Annotated in this window: 9 protein-coding genes; 3 read left to right on the top strand and 6 right to left on the bottom strand. The window is 37.9% G+C overall.

What is annotated here, in order from left to right; translation table 11 throughout:
• Window positions 1–4: 4 nt before the first annotated feature.
• From IPM56_13825 to IPM56_13805, 5 genes are all read right to left on the bottom strand, one after another.
• Window positions 5–2,500, bottom strand: coding sequence for a choice-of-anchor D domain-containing protein (locus IPM56_13825; GenBank protein ID QQS35317.1), 2,496 nt, complete (start codon window positions 2,498–2,500; stop codon window positions 5–7).
• Complete coding sequence (locus IPM56_13820; GenBank protein QQS35316.1) at window positions 2,473–2,715, bottom strand: hypothetical protein; 243 nt, start codon at window positions 2,713–2,715, stop codon at window positions 2,473–2,475. The genes IPM56_13825 and IPM56_13820 overlap by 28 nt, the downstream gene beginning before the upstream one ends.
• 105 nt (window positions 2,716–2,820) lie before the next feature.
• Window positions 2,821–5,733, bottom strand: a complete 2,913-nt coding sequence (locus IPM56_13815; GenBank protein ID QQS35315.1) for a T9SS type A sorting domain-containing protein — start codon at window positions 5,731–5,733, stop codon at window positions 2,821–2,823.
• 109 nt (window positions 5,734–5,842) lie between these two features.
• A complete protein-coding gene (locus tag IPM56_13810) occupies window positions 5,843–8,626 on the bottom strand; it encodes a TonB-dependent receptor (protein ID QQS35314.1) in 2,784 nt (927 codons plus the stop codon).
• Window positions 8,627–8,997: 371 nt separating this feature from the next.
• On the bottom strand, window positions 8,998–11,871 hold the full coding sequence (locus IPM56_13805; GenBank protein ID QQS35313.1) for a T9SS type A sorting domain-containing protein: 2,874 nt from the start codon (window positions 11,869–11,871) through the stop codon (window positions 8,998–9,000).
• 677 nt (window positions 11,872–12,548) lie between these two features.
• On the opposite strand from IPM56_13805, the gene pelA reads away from it, so the two are divergent.
• Window positions 12,549–13,763: a pectate lyase gene (gene pelA, locus IPM56_13800; GenBank protein ID QQS35312.1), complete on the top strand. Its 1,215-nt coding sequence runs from the start codon at window positions 12,549–12,551 to the stop codon at window positions 13,761–13,763.
• A 13-nt stretch (window positions 13,764–13,776) separates the two neighbouring features.
• Here the strand turns inward: pelA and IPM56_13795 are convergent, their stop codons facing one another.
• Window positions 13,777–14,160, bottom strand: a complete 384-nt coding sequence (locus tag IPM56_13795; GenBank protein ID QQS35311.1) for a VOC family protein — start codon at window positions 14,158–14,160, stop codon at window positions 13,777–13,779.
• Window positions 14,161–14,237: 77 nt separating this feature from the next.
• Here IPM56_13795 and IPM56_13790 point away from each other — a divergent pair, with 77 nt between their 5' ends.
• Together IPM56_13790 and IPM56_13785 are read left to right on the top strand one after the other, a co-directional pair.
• Window positions 14,238–15,212 (top strand): alpha/beta hydrolase, encoded by a 975-nt coding sequence (locus tag IPM56_13790; GenBank protein QQS35310.1) that lies wholly within the window; start codon window positions 14,238–14,240, stop codon window positions 15,210–15,212.
• A 409-nt stretch (window positions 15,213–15,621) separates the two neighbouring features.
• Window positions 15,622–18,627, top strand: coding sequence for a TonB-dependent receptor (locus IPM56_13785; GenBank protein QQS35309.1), 3,006 nt, complete (start codon window positions 15,622–15,624; stop codon window positions 18,625–18,627).
• Window positions 18,628–18,678: the final 51 nt, after the last annotated feature.

Here is an 18,678-nt window from a genome sequence, read left to right as displayed (position 1 = left end):
ATTGTTACAAGTCCGTCCTTCGAACCTGGAACTGTACTGTGGTGTTCGGGTTGAAGGGGTTCGGGAAGTTCTGTTCAAGTACGTAATCCAGCGGAAGACCCGTTGGCGGTTCTTCATAACGGATCTCAACTTCAACTTTATCCATCTGTCCGTTGTTTTCATCTGCAACAATTATCTTTTCGATTATTATTGCTTCAGGATCATTCAACGCAAATGGAAGTTTTGCTAACATATATTCGCCTGCATCTATTGTTAATGCTTCAGGATCATATGTTAATGTTCTTAAAAAGTCATTAAGCTGATAGTAAAGTGCCTGATCAAATACTGATGTCATTTCCGTACCGCTTGGAATAAGTGATCCCATTCCATTCAACTCTATCTGAACGCCTTTTACTTTCTTTATCGATTCAATGCGGACTGTCATTCCATTGTTGGTTAAGTAGAATGTCAGTTTTGCATTCATTCCGGGGGTAAGTTTTTCAAATGAGTTGATGCTGATATCAAATGGACTACCAGCAACTTTATATACAGGTGTTCCGCTTGGATAGGTATTTGTAAGAACTATGTTCTGTAATACTGAAAGATCAAGTACGTTGATTACGCCATCAGGTACTGGCAACGGCTGACCAACTGTCCACGGAGCCAAATCTCCCTGCGTAAATGCTAAACCTGTTAAGGTTGTTCTTCCCAAGATGTGATCGATCATCAGCAAGATGTCAAGTATGTTTACCTGGTCATCAAGGTTAACGTCGCCGTAGAGACCACCTGAAGTACCATTACCAATATTAATTACTTCATCGGCACCGGTTGAGATATTAGCATTGATTACAGGTGTTGCTGTTGCGCCAAGTACATTTTCCAATCCGTTTGTTGTTGTTGCACTTGGACCGGTAATGTCAACTATATCAAATGCAAATTTTGCTATTTCCTGTGTACCGAATGCCGGCTGAATAGAGTTTGTTCCGTTGCCAACGATGACGATTTTTACTCTGTCTCTTGATGATCCGTCAGGCAATGTAGGACCGGGATAGATCTCATAACTGAAGTTGAATTCAGGAGCTGTTATTGCTGCGCCTCTGCTAACTGATCTTAAGATCAATCTTCCGTTTGATTTACCTACAACGATATCAAACTGTAATGCTTTCATCGGCTGACCGGTATAACCTTCAAGTACTACCGCATCAGGGTTATTTTCTGTTCCATCTAAAAGATTTTGTGATGCATTAACAAATCTTAACAACCCGCCCTGTGTCTGACCTGTACCGCTTAAAGGCAATACTGACGGTGAACCTGCTGCATTGTGTGTGAAGGTAAGATCACCGCTTACAAGTCCTGCTGCTGTTGGTGTAAAGGTTACGTTGAACAACTGGCTGCCGCCTGCTGCTATGTTTACAGGGAATGTACCTGGTGCAAATGTAAACACACCGTTTGATGAAACGATATTGCTTATTGTTAACTGTGCATTACCTGTGTTGTTTACTGTTACAGGAAGTGTTGATGTTCCGCCTACAGATACGTTGCCGAAACTGAGTGATGCTGCACTAAGTCCGAATACAGGTGCTGTTGTAAAACCGCTGCCTGTTAATGAATATACGTTTGGTGAACCTGCTGCATTGTGTGTGAATGTTAATGTAGCGTTCTGCGTACCTGCTGCTGTTGGTGTAAAGGTTACGTTAAATACAGCGTTGCCGCCTGCTGCTATGTTTACAGGGAATGCGTTCGGTGCAAATGTATACTGTCCGTCTGATGAAACGATATTGGTAAGTGTTAACTGTGCATCACCTGTGTTGCTTACTGTTAAAGGTAATACAGCGTTGCCGCCTATGTTAACTGGCCCAAAGTTTAATGATGCTGGGCTTACTCCGAATATCGGGGCAGGTGTATAACCAACACCGCCTACGTTATAAACCGTTGGTGAACCGGGTGCATCGTGTGTAAAGGTTAATGTTCCGTTCTGCGGTCCGTTTGCTGTTGGGGTAAAGGTTACGTTGAATACCTGGTTTAAACCTGCTGCTATTACTACAGGGAATGTACCTGCTGCAAATGTAAACTGTGCATCTGATGATACTATGCCTGTTATGTTTAAGTCTGCGTTACCTGTATTTGTTACTGTTACAGGCAGTGTTGCATTGTTACCTAAGTTCACTGTTCCAAAGGTTAATGATGCAGGTGCTACTGAAAATACAGGCCCTACTACAGCAGGCGCTATATTTGTATATCTCATTGTTACAACACCAATACCGCTGCTTACAAATGCCGGCGGTATTGAATAGGTTCCGCTGCCTGTAAGAAATCCGCTGTTAAATAGTACGCCACCGAAGTTATCTGTAATACGTATCTCTGCGCCTGTGGGTAGTGCATACTGCAGTTCAAATGTGGTAGCGCCTGTTGCTAACTGCCATTTAATTGTATGGGCTACATCGCCTGAAAATGGAAATGCTGCTGCAGGACGGTAGTCTCTCCACGTTCCGGCTACGGTGCCGTAAGGGTAAGATCCCATCTTGCATCGTATGCGCCTGCTGGTGGAGGAGGCGGAAGGATGCTTTCGCCAAGTGTAACATCAATACCGTTGGTTGCCGTCTGGTCAAGGCCTACTGCTAGTACCTGCGTGTTAGGTCCGTTGACTGCGGTTATTGGAATGTCTATCTGTGCCTGTCCAAATGCTGATACACTCAGTATCAGCACCAGGCTTAAGATCGATAAAACTTTTTGCATAACACACCTTTCGATAAAAACAATAAAGGGTTAAAAATTTATTAGATTAAAAATGTGAACAATAATGAGTTCCCCAATTGTGTCGGGGAACCCAAATAAAATATCTTACTTGACTAACATCATTTTCTTCACTGATGAAAAGTTGTTTGTATTCAATTCATAGAAGTATAAACCTGATGCAACGTTTGAAGCATCCCATGAATATGAATATGAACCAGCCTCAAGAGTATTGTTAACGAGTTCAGCAACCTTCTGTCCTAATGCATTGTAAACAGTTAATTTTACATTGCTGATTTCAGGAACAGAGAATTTAATTGTTGTTGACGGGTTAAATGGATTTGGATAGTTCTGTTCGAGTGCGTATTCAACAGGAACAACTTTATCTGAACTTATTTTAAGAACATTAATGCTGCTGTTGTCTAATACATAAGATGAACCGTCTTTCACATCTGCTTTAACAAATGTTCCGTTGACAGCATCTTCTAACTGTATGTTAACGCCATCAACTGAAATTGTTACAGGATATACAACTCCGCTAAGATTGATTGTCTGACCTGCTGAAGAAAGGTCTTCAACAAATCTCTGTGAACCGAATCTTACATCGAATAACCCCGCAGGCGGTAATGGAGGAAGATTAAAGCTATTGAGATCAACTGATTTTCCGGCTGCATAAAGTACATAACTCTGACCGGCTGCATCTGTAATAACAACTTTACCCCAATCTTTGCTGATGAGTTGATCAATTGGGTTTTTGCCTAATGTTGGAGCATAAGGTCCGGGAACGTAAATATTAGCTGCTGATGTAAGGTTTATCCAGTAACCGTTTCCTGGGGTCATTGAACCGGATGCAACATAACCTGAACCGGGAACATACTGGAAAACCAATCCGAAGATTTTATTTTCCGGCATTGTTCTTATGAAGCTAACATCAGCGTTCCAGTTATAACCGCCAACCATATTCCAGCCAAGTTTACCAGGATAAGCCATTGAACCAACGCTGTTAAGTCTTGGATACAAAATTCCTGATTGAACAGTTCCATTCCAGTTGTAGGTTCTGATGCCTGAGTGGTTCATCCAGTAACCTTCTCCAGGGGTTAATGAAGTAACAGCTACATAACCAGCGTCAAACTTAAATACGTTTGCAGCAGGATTTTTTCCTCTGTAAAGTGTATCAACGCTCATGCTATTTGGATGAATACCTGGGAATGAAATAAGATTCCATTCGTTTCCAACCACGATGGTCTGATTGTAGTTTGTAACTACTTCAACAATAACACTTGTTAGTCCGGTAACAACCTGCGACGAAACTGTTTTCATATTTACATCCGCAAAGATTGCTCCACCAAAACCATCTTTCAAAGTAATGGTTCCAGCGCCGATATAGTTAGGATCCCAGTTAAGTGTTAATGCTGTACTCGGAGAACCAGCCTGAAAATCAAGTGTATAAGTAATTGTTCCATTGATTGCGCTGCTTCTCATATCAATTGATGAGAATTGAGTTCCACCTGGAAGTTCCCATCTTAAATCAACTATACCAGCTGCAGGTGGCGGAGGTAATAAAGCTTCGCCAAGTGACGCATCAAGTCCGTCTGTTGCACCTACTGCACGACCAAACACAACTGCTCTTGATTCACCGTTACCGGTTGTAATGTAAAGCAATCCATGTGAAGTGATATTAGCTGAACGGATATAGTTTGTTCCATTAGGATCATAATTAGACCAGCCGATATCCCATCTGTCTGCACCATTACCGCTGAATGCACCACGGTAAGTAACAGCCGTAAAGAAAGGATCAGAGATTAAACTTCCTGTGAAAGCTGCTGAACCTAAAAGAGGTGAGCCAGCTTGAGGAACAAGAACCGGACTTGTTTGGTTAAAAGGTGCCTTTAGTAAAACACTGTTAGGTTCAGTAAGAAGAGTATTACCATAACTTGTAAACCATGCGTTATAAGTTGTTGGTGTTATAAGTGTAGCCATTCCTGAGAAGGTATTGTTTCTGTAAGCAAAGTTTGCTGTATCACCCTGTACTGTTGCACCGTCTAAGAATAAACCACCTTCGTCAAACCCTGTAACCACGCTGTTAAATAAACTGTGACGTGATGATCTTCTGTGATGAATGCCATGGAAAAATAAAGCATTATAATTTGTTCCGCTTACATCTGTAGAAACTCTTTTCGGACCGATCACTGTAAAGTTTGAGAAAACAGGTGAAGTTCTTGGTGATGCTGTTGTACCTGAACCATCGTTATCTGATTCAAATGCTTCACTATTACTTACGTCTGCAAGAATAGGATCGCGGTAAACAACTGCGAACTGGATTTTACCTGAATAACCGAAGTCAGTATCAAAATCATCATCGAGAGCTTTGTAAGCAATTAACCATTTTGCATTAACGGTTCCACCGAAGAATTCATAAGAATCATCACCGCTATAGCTGACCATAATATGTTCAAGAACAGTTCCACGGCCAACTGCGCCAAGTGTTAATCCATTAATTTCGTTGTTAGGTGTGAAAGGAATACCCGGGAATTCAATTCTTACATATCTTAGAATACCACTGTTATCATTATCATCCTGAACAATACCGCCATCACCATAACCAGCTATGCTGCCGATGTTACCTTCAACAACAAAGTTGCCGCCAGGTCTGTTGTTAGCTGCTTTTCCGCATATTACGATACCGCCCCAGTCGCCGCGTGATCTTAAACCTGCCGGTAACTGGCTTGTAAATACTATTGGTTCCTGTGCTGTTCCATCAGCAATAAGTTTTCCGCCTCTCTCAATTATAAGCGAACCTTGTGAGGATTTTTCACCTAAGATTAATGTACCTGCAGGTACTGTAAGTGTAGCACCGTTTTGAACGTAAACGAATCCCTGTAACAAGTATACCTTGTTTTTGTCTAGTACTCTGCTTACGGTAATATTACCGGAAATAGTACTATCGTGTGGTGTAAACTGTGCGAATGAAGGAACTGAAATTACTACTAGTAATGCAATCAATTTCCATAGTTGTTTCATAATTTAGAACTCCTTTGGTTTTTTTAATAAAATTTCTTACGTTTTTATAAATTCTTTGAAATGCTTTTTTAATTCATTAACTATCCTCCTTTCCTGTGCGATTAGTGAATTAAAGCCGATAACTAACACCAAGTGACAGCTTGGTGTTAGTAGTATACCTCCGTACAAGGATATCCTCTTCATAATATTCAATTGGGTCATTCAGAAAATCTTTCATTGTAACTTTGAATTCCAAATGTTCTCCAAAGCCTTTTGTTATTACAAAGTCAACAACGTCGCGGGGAAGTTCATAAATATCACTGCCCTGGAAATTTGCTGTCTCTACAATCCTTTTCCCGAACCGGTTATATGAAACATTTACTGAGAGATCCCAGGGAACATTCTGATACCCGAGTGAGAGGTTTATTACATAAGGACTCTGCCCCTGCATAGGTCTGATCGTTCTGTCCAAACCAATATTTGTTTCTTCAATCTCCGACCATATCCTTGAATAATTTGCCGTTAGCATAAAGTCAGTTAAAGCATCCCAGAAAACTCCGAATGAAGTTCTGTATTCAAGTTCAACACCGGCATTGCGTGCAAAGGGTGAATTTGCAAATGTACGGTCGTTCTGTCCTGTTGAAATTTCAAATACTCTTTCAATCGGATTTCTTATTTCTTTAAGAAAGAGACTTGCAGAAATTAAATGACCGGGTTGGGGAAACATTTCAAATCTTAAATCATAGTTGGAAATGTTTGCCTGTTTTAGCGTGTCATTGCCTCTTACGAAAGTCTGATCCTCAAAATTGTAATACTGAAATGGTGCTATCTCCCTGAACTGCGCCCGGTTAATCGTTCTGCTGAATGAGAACCTGATATTTGTTTCATCATTCATCCGATAGATTAGACTGAATGCAGGAAGCACATCACTGTTAAAATTATCAATGTGTATTGGTCTAAGTGCAGTTGAAACTGATGAGAACGTTTTAACTTTTAGAACATAGTTTTCTAAACGCGCGCCGCCTACTAAAACAAAATCGAGATTGAAAATGTTGAATGGTAATTCGGTCATCAAAAAGAAACTGATTAGGTTATCTGATGCCGTGTAGTCATTTGAAGGATTATAATACTCCTTCATTATAACAATTCTGTTTTCAAAATTTTTTACAGAGTAAAGAGAATCAAGTTCATAATTCCCGATAAGCCTTTGTGCATTACCCTGCTGGTTGGCATCTGTAACACTTAAAAGTCTTGCATTAAATGAACGGTTTGTTGTGATATGATTAGCACCAAATTTAACTTTAGCTAATTCTATTCGCTGTTCAAATGAAAGATCTATACCACGTTTATGTTCCTGGAGGTATGAATAAAATCTTCCACCGCCATAATACTCGGGGAACTGCGGGATATATGCGATGAAAGGAACTGTGGTATTTGAATCAGCAATATTTCTTGTATAAGCAACTCTTCTGTAATCGGGTTCATCCCTGTATGAAACCGAGTATGATCCGTTCCAATCCAATTGCAAACCATCAATAACATCAAAATGACTTGTGCCTGTTAACTGTCCGGAGTATAAACTTCTTGATACAAACTTGAGTGCAGTTGTTATTCTTTCATCCTGATAATCATATTTAAATCCTCTTAATCTTGTTACTTCGTCATCAGAGTTTATGGTTAGAGTGTTTTTTAATCCAACCTTATGATTGTCACCAACTTTGTAAGTCAGATTTAAAATTCCACCCCAATAGACATTTCTCTTTTGAGAGACACCGCTGTAATCAAAGAAGAAAGTTCCGTCATCTCTGCTAGCAATATCTTTTGTTACAACATCTTTAGAAGAGAAACCTGTTTTGTAAGTAAGTGAACTAACAATACCAAAATCATTTTCAAATACTGTAAACCTGTCACCATACGTCAACCCAAAAGATTGATCAAGGAAAGCTTTAGTATCACTTACTTTCCAGTCGTCACTAAGTTTTGTTGACCAGTATGTTCTGTTAGTGTCGAGTAAGTTAAATCCGTAATTATAGTATGTTAAGGGATCTGGAAAACCTTGAGGCAAATCTCTTTTACCATCATCCAGACCAAGAAAATCAGTGCTGCTTCCTTCGTATGTTTTGAAATTTTTTGTTGATACATCGTTCACGTAAGAAGTTGAATAGCCGAAAGTGAAGATTGTTTTGGAGGGAAAATCGATTGTGTTAACTTTAACAACACCGCCGGCAAAATCCCCGGGATTGTCCGGCGTAAAAGATTTTTCAACTATTGTATTTTCAATCAGGTTAGCCGGGATAAGGTCGAATGCAAAATCTCTTTTATCGGGTTCTGAACTTGCAAGCGGAGCGTTGTTTAGCAGTGCAGAACTGTATCTTTCACTAACACCGCGGACAAAAATATATTTGTTGTCCATCAGTGTGATTCCGGGTACTCTTCTTAATGTTTCCGCGGTTGTGTTATCTGTAGATTTTTTTATTTGTTCAGCACTTATACCGTCACTGATTGTAGTAGATTTTTTTCTTTGATTTAATAAAGCCGATTCGTATTGTAAAGAAAGTTCGCCTACTACAACAATCTCATCTGTCTCTATTGCTTCTGATTGAAGAGTTATATTCAGTTCAAGGTCTTTGCCGTTTTCAACTACAATTCCTTTTATAGTTTTTTTTGTATACGAGATGTATGAAACAATAAGATTGTAAGTTCCTGCAGGAACATTCCTGATTGAAAATTGTCCCTGTATATCGGTTGCACTGCCTAAGTTGGTCCCTTCGATGAAAACGTTTGCGCCAATTATAGCTTCACCATTACCTTCGTCGATTACCTGTCCGAAAATTTTACTTGAAGACTGAGAAAATAAATTAATTTGAAATAGAATCGTTGAAAGGAAGGAGAAGAGCAGTACCAGTTTTTTCACAAAAGCCTCCGATATTTTTAAAATGACGGGGGCAAATTAGTCCGGTGCTATTAAGTTAGTATTACTGCCACGTTAAAAATCTTTTACTGTAATGTTAAGCCAGTATTAAATTCACAAAAAAATTTAATTGGGGTTTCTAATTACAAACAGTGAGTGTTAACATCCTGTTTTCAATGGGGTTGGATAGGTGTATTAAACATTATCTTCAATTAATGACAAAAAGATTTTGTTCTTATACAGTTGTAGATACGCACTTAAAGAATCGGAAAAATCTTTGCTGGCACAACCATTACACTCATTCAGATTTTCATTTTAAACAACAGAACCCCGGGGAATTGCCGGGGTTCCTGTTTATAAGTATGAAAGAAAAATTACTTAAGCAGAAGCATTTTTCTTGTGGCAGTAAATTCGCCTGACTGAATTTTATAAAAGTAAACACCGCTTGAAAGAGACAATGCACTAAAGTCAATTTCATAATTGCCTTGTTGTCTTTGTTCGTTTACAAGTGTTGATACTTCATTACCGATTGCATCATAAATCTTTAATGTTACAAATCCATCTTTTGCCAGACTGAATTTTATTGTAGTGCTTGGGTTGAATGGATTTGGATAATTCTGTGCAAGCTGATACTCTACAGGAGCTACAACATCAGTACTGATTGTAAGTTTATTTACAGCACTGTTGCTTATAACTATCTGGTTGCCATCCATAATCTGAGTGTTTACATACTGTCCGGTCACCGCATCTTTAATGGAAGCATTCATTCCTGAAACACTAATTGTCACAGGATATTCAACGCCTGATAATTCAAAAGTTTTTTCTGTTGAAAGATCTTCAACCATTTTATCAGTTGTGAACCTGACATCAAACAATCCTACAGGAGGTTTTGGAGGAAGAATAAATTTTTCTAACTGAGCGTTTCCATTAGTAGCGTATAAAGTATATTGTTTTCCCTCAGCATCTTTGATGATGATCTTAGCCCACTCACTTTTAAATATCTCTTCGTTATTTAGTTTTGGAGGTGCTGAAGGTCTTGGAGGGAATATGATGTCACCGGCGCCGGTCATATTAACAAAATATCCATAACTCGGCTGCAATGATGAAGCAGGCTGATAACCAAATCCGGGACTATAAGAGAACGGGAAACCATTTATCAATCCTGAAGGACTGGTTGTCAGATCATTAACCTGTGCAGTGTAATCATATGCACCAACAAGATTCCAACCAGCAACTCCGGCAAACGGAACGACAGTAGCCTGTGAAAGTTGTGGGTATAAAACTCCACTCTGCACAGTACCATTCCAGTTGTATAGTCTCTGCGCACCGTGTCTCATCCAGTATGCTTTACCAACTGATAATGGATTTTCTGCAACATACATAGCTCCGTCAAACCAGAATACATCTGCAGCAGGATCTCTGAATCTGTAAAGTGTATCACGATCCATACTGTTTGGATGAATACCGGGGAATGAAACAAGATTCCATCCGGCTTGAATTAAATAAGACACGGAGAAGTTACCACCGGGTGCTGCTGGCAGCCAGGTTGTGGCAACTCTTAATCCGCCAAAAGATAAAGCCGGTCCAAAGGCACCCTGACGCAGAGCGAGGAAACTTATGTCATTTGCATCTGTACCACCGTCAGTTTGTGTAAGATCGGAGGCTGGTTCAGTTCCATTTAGTGCAGGGTTAACCCATAGCTTAACTTCATCATCAGTTGTAGTACCTGAATTGAAAGTATATTTCACAACTAACAAATAGGTTGTGTTAAGTGAATAAGATGATGCTGTAAATACTGCATCGGAGTTATTTCTTTTCGCTACACCGAATGCAAAATTTGAACCGTTATTTTTAATAAAGACTTTTGCAAAGAACAGACTTGTTGAATTACCTTCACCGAAGTGCAGGTAATAAACTGATGAATCAGTGACGGATGAAACATTAACCATAAAAGATGCATACACACTTCCGCTTGTTACATTACTGAAAACTCTTTTATCATCTTCTGCCGAAAGTGTATCGGGTGCAGTTAGCGCGACCGATTTTCCGAGTCCTGAATTAACATAACCTGAATAAGTGAGCGGAGAAGAATTGACCATAATCGGAAGATTGCCAGCACCGCTGTGTGCTATCCAACCATTGTCGGTAAGATTACTTCCAGTTGTGTAATTAAAGTTTTCAGTTATTGGCAGTGAAGAAATAACTTCACCGTTGCAGGTAACATCTTGAGTTGTAGCCATACCGCCAGAGTTAGTTACATTCTCACCGTTGTATAAACCGTAAGACAAACCTGATTTTAATCTTACATAAATTGGTGTGGAACTTAGCGCACCGCCTGTGTATGCTACGTTTACGCTGCTGCTGAAAGAAACATCATCTGTTGAAACTTCATAGTTTGTTGAACCGGTTACAGTTATATTGCCTGAAGCAGGATCAAGATCAGAACCGCTTAAGTTATAACTTTGTGATGATGAAGGTCCAGAACCAACAACGTATGTAAATCCTGATAATGAGCTTGGACTTGCTGAAAGGATTGGTGATCCTGAAACAGGAAATAAATCTGTCCAGGAAGTACCTGCACGGATTCCGTCGACGGTTATATTTTGACTCGCATTATATTGACGGAGATAAATTCCACTTATAGTTGCCTGACCCGATCCTGTTGCGGTTAGTAAAGCAGTTCCTGCTGAAGTTTCATCTGCAGGTATTCCTGAGGGAATTATCCACATACTTGCATTTCCTGTGGTTGATACTTCATACTTTACTATTAATAAGTAGGTTGTGGAAGGATCAAAATCTGTTGTTGAATATGTTGCTGTACTTGAATTTGAAAATCCGAAATTAATTTTTCCAGCTGTAGTTGATGGCTGAACAAATATTCTTGCTGCAAAAGCTGAAGTTCCGGTGCCAAGATGTAGAAAGTAGCCCGCAACAGCATTACTTACATTAAGCAATGAAGAGTAGTAAACAGTACCGGAAGTCAGAGTAGCAAATTGTTTATTTACATCTTCTCCGTTATTGTCAACTCCTGCAGCATTTCCCACGCCACTGCCGGGATATCCGGTGTATGATAAACCTGCTGTGGTTTCAATTGATTGTGTTCCGCCTCCGCTCGTAACACTCCATCCATTGTTTGTCAGTAAACCTGTAAAATTAAAATCTTCCACAAGTAACTGAGCATTAGCATTAGCAAATAAAAAGAACGCGAAAAGTAAAGTTGTCATTGCACGAAAAACAAATTTCCTCATGATGTACCTCCATTTTGAATTGATGAATTAGTTATAAAATTTTCTCTGTTAATCGCCGGATTGAATGTCGCCCAATTCTCCATTCATCGTTTAAATAAAAACTGAAATTCGGTATCAACATTAAAGGTCATCAAATCTTAAATCAAACAAACAAATTGTTATCATTGTGTAAACTGAACATTAAGAACTTCTTCTAACCAATTGTTAAAAATGAATTTATCTTTATACTATTTTATTACGAGTGTTGATGTGAAGTTATGAAGCTTGGTTTTTTCGTTAAGGGTAAGAAGGTGACTGATGATTTATGTTAAATTTTTGTGCCCTGAAACCCCACGTATAGAAAGTATATAATTTTGTGATTAATAGAGCTTAGTAACAGTTAGATAACTTGCATATAGAATTACAAGCAAATATTTTTTCAATGTAATTCTGGGCAGCTACCATATTTGATCAATACTGCACTATAAGTAGAATTGCAAAAATCCCCCGATGCCCGGTTTACTGCGCCCAGTGTACCGGGCGATTATTTCCCTCCTGTCTTATTCAGTAATTAGAAAGAGAACTTCAAATTTAAATTTTGATCTTTACATCGCCCTTAACTTTTAATTGAAATAATAAAACAATTGTTTAAAATTTAAAATGAGGAAAATTTTATTAATTAAAATGTATAGGGAATTATGGGACGAAGAGCTTTCATTGTTAAATTTTATTTAATTCCGATAATCTGTTTTTCTTTTATTATCCTCGTATCTGGATTTACTTTTTCCCAAACAAAAAAAAATTCGACCGATACTATAAGTTTCAATGTAGAATATTTTTATGACAGTGCTCATCACTGGTATGATATAAGAGAAGAAGAGCGTGTTATAAATCCGGACTCAGATCAGAAACGATATGATGTAAATGAAATAGAAAAAATAGCTGATAACATTTTACTATTTCAAAAAGAAAACGGCGGATGGTCTAAGAACTACGACATGCTTGCGGTTCTAACAAATGCCCAGAGAGAAGCTGTTGAGAAATCAAAAGGAGATATTAATACAACATTTGATAACGGAACGACATTCTCCCAGGTGGATTATCTTGCCCGGACCTATCATGTTACCGGTGATAAAAAATATTTAGATGGATTTACCACGGGAATTAATTTTATTCTTACTGCGCAATATGATAATGGAGGATGGCCTCAATTTTATCCCGACACAAGCGGCTACAGGAAATATATTACATTCAACGATGGGGCAATGTTGGGAATAATGAAAGTGCTTCATAACATTGTTGAAAAAGAATATTATTACTCATTCGTTGATGAAGAATTATACTCAAGAGTTTCAGAAGCATACAATAGAGGAATTGACTGTATACTGAAATGCCAGATTTTTGAAGATGGAAAGTTAACAGCATGGTGTCAGCAGCATGATAATATAGATTTCAGTCCAAGACCTGCGCGCACCTTTGAACCTGCTGCCATTTGTAATGGAGAAAGTTCGGAGATTGTAGAATTACTTATGAAAATAAAAAATCCTGACAGAGAAATAATAGCAGCAATTCAGGGTGCAGTAAAATGGTTTTATGAATCAAAAATATCAGGAATTAAAGTAGTAACGATTGAGGCACCGGAAACCGAATATCTTTATCATACCAGTTCGGATGACAGAATTGTAGTTCCAGATGAATCAGCCAATCCGATTTGGACAAGATTCTATGAACTGGGCACACACGTTCCGATGTTTTGTAAACGTACAGGAGAGATTGTTTATTCATTGGATCAGGTTGAAAGAGAAAGAAGAACCGGATATGCCTGGTATATTTATCAACCGCAGGAAATACTTGATTCCTATCCTGAATGGCAAATGAAATGGATCACTGAAGAAAATATTTTACCCAAGTGAATTTTTAGATGTATCAAAAAAAAGTATCTGAGCGTTTACATAATTGGAAAGGAACTCCAAAAGGATCCCTTAACATTACTACTTGCGAACCATCCGGAAGATTTATTTCTTCAACTAAAGTTGCCCCGGCGTTTAATAGTTTTAATTTTGTCTCATCCAGACCAGAACATTCAAATGCAAAATGAAACTGAAGGGGATTCAATTCAAAATAATCCGGAACCGTGGAGGAATTATTAGAATATAATTCTAAGATTATTCTTCCGGATTCATCAGATAAAAAATGTGTGAAGGGATAATCATTGAGAGATTTAACTATTTTCATGCTGCAATACTTAACGTACCACGTTGCATGTTCTTTAGGTGAAGTTACATTTAAAGCAAAGTGTTCAAATATCATGACTCAATTAGTTTTTTATAAGTTTAGAATTACAGAATAAATTTACAAAGAATAATTATTCAATTTATATGTAAGATATGATAAAGATTATTTATTTCATTTTTTGTTTTAGTACTGTTGCATATTGTCAATTGTACATAACACCTGAAGGATATTTACGGGATTCATCATTCACAACATTTTCTGCATTTCAAAAGGAAGTTGTTAATTACCCACATATAAAAATTGCCAATGCTGATTCAATCAATGACATCAGTATTTCACGTAACCTCGTTTACAAAAAAACCGTTTCCCGACATTTGCGGTTCGACCTATACCGGAGAGATTCAGTAGATCAGAGACAACCGGCAATAATTTTAATTCACGGCGGTGGGTGGCGTTCAGGGGACAAAAGCCAGAATGAACCCTTAGCAAAGGTGTTAGCATCTTCAGGTTATATCTCTGTTTCAGTTGAGTACAGACTTTCACCAGAAGCTGGATATCCAGCCGCTATTCATGATCTGAAATCCATGGTAAGATTTTTAAGAAATCACAGTTCGGAATTTAATATTGATTCAACAAGAATAGGTGTTATCGGTTTTTCGTCTGGTGGTCATCTTGCAGCATTTCTGGGTTCGACGAATAATAATTCCAAATTTGAGGGGGTAGATGATTACTTACAGCATTCCAGTTATGTAAATGCAGTTGTTGATGTTGATGGAATTCTCGATTTCACTCATCCCGGGGAAAGTGCTAAGGATCAGGATGTAACAAAACCTTCTGTGGGAAAATTGTGGCTGGGTTTTACATTTTTGGAAAATCAAAAAAGATGGATAGAAGCATCTCCATTAAATTACATTGATAAGAATATGCCCCCGACTCTTTTTTTGAATAGTGGTATTGAAAGATTTCATGCCGGAAGAGATGACGCCATAAAAATATTAAGGGCTTTAGGAACTCCCGTATCAGTGGTTACAATTGGGAATTGTCCACATACATTTTGGATATTTGAGCCTTGGTTTGAGCAAAGCTGTTTTGAAATTTTACACTTTCTGGATAAGATATTTCAATAAACTACTTTTTTTAGTATTCCTTCATTGTTCCTATCACGACACAAATAAATACACTTACAGTGAAATTAATAATATTGAAGTTTCCTTTTTTTCTTGACAATGTTTTAGGATTTATTTATTTAACATCTGTGTTTTATCGATAACTTTACCGATTAAGTAATTTTTATGTTACTCACCAGGCGAAGCTGTATTATTAGCAGTGTTAAAGACCGGTTTCAGAATTAAATAATTTGCTTTTTAACATAATGACTTTCATACCTTATAACGCCACCTTCCTTCAGTTACTCACCTTCTATCATAATGCAATTCAATCAATAATAATAAAAACCTTACGCAAAATAACTTTTACTATTACCGCTCTATATTTTATTCGGATTTAGAAAGATCTTTCTCAAGGAGGAAAATATAAATGATTACTACCAATAAAATCTTCGCAATTATTATTATCTGTCTTTGGTTTACAGTTGAAAGCCTTGGACAAGGAATACTTCGTGGAGTAATCACCGACTCTCTCTCAGAAAAACCCCTTATCGGAGCCAATGTTTATCTGATTGGAACCTCACTGGGTGCAGCTGCTGACATGGAAGGTCAGTACATTGTACGTGCTATCCCGGAAGGTTCATACATCTTAAAGGTATCTTACATTGGTTACAAGCCTAAAGAAATCCCTATACAAATAAGTAATAACTCAACCACTGAACTCAATACTTCACTTTCATTAGATGTGATTGAAGGGCAGGAGGTTGTCGTTACCGGTCAAATGATGGGACAAATTTCTGCAATAAATCAGCAACGAACATCCAACACAATTATCAATGTTGTTTCGGAAGAAAAAATAAAAGAATTGGCTGATGTTAATGCTGCAGAAACGATTGGTCGTTTACCAGGTGTTTCCATTTTGCGTTCTGGTGGTGAAGCAAATAAAATAATTCTCAGGGGGTTAGATTCTAAATTCACCAACATAACTATCGATGGTATTAAAGTGCCACCAACTGATGCGACTTCCAGGGGAGTTGATCTTAGTATGATATCGCAAAGTTCATTAGCAGGTATTGAATTATATAAAGCGCTTACACCTGATAAAGATGGTGATGCACTTGCCGGAAGTGTTAATCTCGTCACCAGAAAAGCACCGGAGGTGAGGAAGTTAAGGACAGATTTGAAAGGTGGCTTTAACAATCTCATGCACTCTGCTAATCAATATGATTTTTCATTTCAATATGGTGAAAGATTTTTTAGTAACGTTTTAGGAGTTCAGCTTTTTGGGAACTTGGAAAACAGAATCCGTAGCAACGAAAGGATCAATGTTGACTATGGTGATTCAGATACCTCAAGGTTTGACTATCATATAGAAAACTTCCTGCTTGAGTTTACAGATGAAATACGAAAAAGAGAAGGTTTCAGCATTTTTCTGGATTTTAATACTCCCGATGATGGAACAATAAGATTTAATAACGTTTATAGCAAAACCAACAGAAACTATTTTTGGTCAACAAGAGATTATCCTACCAGAGGGGGAGGAACTTTTAACGGTCAAACTGTTTATAATCATCGTGATAGAGAACAAGATTTGAAGACTATTAATAGTTCAATTCGGGGAGATAATAACCTCTTAGGATTTGGTGTAAGCTGGGGATTGTCATTTGCACAATCAGAATCTGAATTCCCCTTCGATTATGGGTTACTTTTTGTTGAGCCCAATGGAATGGGCATAGCTCCAGAAATAAAAACAAATCCCGCACAGTTAATTCCATATGCGGTCAATAATTTTGGAAATGCAGATTTACAATGGGCTTATTACCGAACTCAGGATAATTTTGATAAAGAAAGAACGGCGTTTATAGATATTTCAAAAGATTATGAATTTGGAAAATTATTCTCAGGTCAGTTTAAAATCGGTGGAAAGTACAAGACTAAAGACAGGTCCAACTCAAGGACTGAGGATTTTACGCCATACTATCTTGGACGGTGGTTTACGCATGAACGATTACCGGACGGAACTTTCAGACCAAAAGATTTTACCGGTACATACTTCGAAGATTGGTGGAGAGGTGGCGGTGGGACAGCTTTTATAGCTGACTTCTTGTATAACAATTCAAACTCCCGGGATGTATATGGTTCATACGCCTTATATCCACTTATCATGCAAGATAGACTAAGGCAATGGTGGGACCTAAATAAATACGGTGTTGATCCAACAGGTAACGAACTTGAAGTATGGGAAAATCCGCTTATACGGTTTGATGACTATTTTGTTACTGAGAGAGTATCCGCCGCTTATCTTATGAATACTCTGAAAATAGGACAGATCTTCACATTAATAGCGGGACTAAGAGTTGAACGGGAAGAAAACGATTATGCATCAGTATATATGACCAGACGTGCACAGGGATTTCCTCCTCCTAACAATGTATTTGCAGATACTACTTCTTCATACAGTCAAAACGTTCTACTCCCAAATTTTAATCTTTCTTTCAAGCCTTATGAATTTATGAATCTTCGTATCGCTGTTTACAAAGCACTTAGCAGACCTGATTTTAATATGAGAATTGACAGGTTAACTGCAGGAAGACCGGCTGAATCGACATCAGACTTTGTTGTGTTTGTTGGAAATCCTAACCTGAAAACTGCGCAAGCATGGAACTATGAGATTAATACTTCTTTCTACGGAAATGAAATTGGATTGATTTCAGTTTCAGCTTACTATAAAGAAATAAAAGATATGTATCATATGCTGAACAACTTTGTTTCAAAAGCAGTAAGAAATGAAGATGGAGTACTTACAGATACATTAATGAGGAAGTTTGGAATAAACTGGCCTAATCTAATGGGCAGTACACCTTATAATTTGACATTCCCATACAATTCACCGGAAGCGACAAAAGTTTGGGGATTTGAATTTGAACATCAAATAAATTTTCATTTTCTGCCGGGACTGCTTAGAAATTTTGTGTTGACTTACAATGCTTCTTTGGTTCGTTCTGAAACAACTTTGTACGGACAGGAAACAATTTCATATATAGATTCTATTCCAATCCCACACATAGTATTCACCAATATACTCGTTACTAAAAAGCAAAGATTAGAAGGTATGCCTGATTTTTATGGAAATATTTCTCTGGGATACGACATTGAAGGATTTTCCGTAAGACTATCGTTATTCCACAAAGGAAAACACATTGATTCATTTGATGCAGATGGAAACAATGTTCGGGAAACTCTCGTGTTTAACAGAATAGATCTGGCTATGAAACAAAAGATCAATGACAATTTATCTTTCTTCTTAAACATCAACAATCTCACAAATTCTGAAGATGGATATACAAGGGTTTACAAGCTTTGGAACAGTGAGCTTTTTGATCAAAGTGAAAAATATGGTTTAACAGCTGACTTTGGGCTTACTCTCGAATTATGAAAAAATTGAATAATTATTTTAATGGTAAGAAATCTTTATCCAGACAAGGAG

This window comes from Ignavibacteriales bacterium (genome assembly GCA_016700155.1).
Classification (GTDB): Bacteria; Bacteroidota; Ignavibacteria; order Ignavibacteriales; family Ignavibacteriaceae.
Note: the sequence above shows the minus strand (reverse complement) of the source record. Positions and strands in the feature narration are given on the sequence as shown.

Excerpts from the sequence above, each read along its gene's own strand:
- IPM56_13815 (QQS35315.1), bottom strand. The coding sequence starts at position 5,733 with ATGAAACAACTATGGAAATTGATTGCATTACTAGTAGTAATTTCAGTT.
- pelA (QQS35312.1), top strand. The coding sequence starts at position 12,549 with ATGGGACGAAGAGCTTTCATTGTTAAATTTTATTTAATTCCGATAATC.
- IPM56_13805 (QQS35313.1), bottom strand. The coding sequence starts at position 11,871 with ATGAGGAAATTTGTTTTTCGTGCAATGACAACTTTACTTTTCGCGTTC.
- IPM56_13790 (QQS35310.1), top strand. The coding sequence starts at position 14,238 with ATGATAAAGATTATTTATTTCATTTTTTGTTTTAGTACTGTTGCATAT.
- IPM56_13795 (QQS35311.1), bottom strand. The coding sequence starts at position 14,160 with ATGATATTTGAACACTTTGCTTTAAATGTAACTTCACCTAAAGAACAT.
- IPM56_13820 (QQS35316.1), bottom strand. The coding sequence starts at position 2,715 with ATGCAAAAAGTTTTATCGATCTTAAGCCTGGTGCTGATACTGAGTGTA.
- IPM56_13825 (QQS35317.1), bottom strand. The coding sequence starts at position 2,500 with ATGGGATCTTACCCTTACGGCACCGTAGCCGGAACGTGGAGAGACTAC.
- IPM56_13785 (QQS35309.1), top strand. The coding sequence starts at position 15,622 with ATGATTACTACCAATAAAATCTTCGCAATTATTATTATCTGTCTTTGG.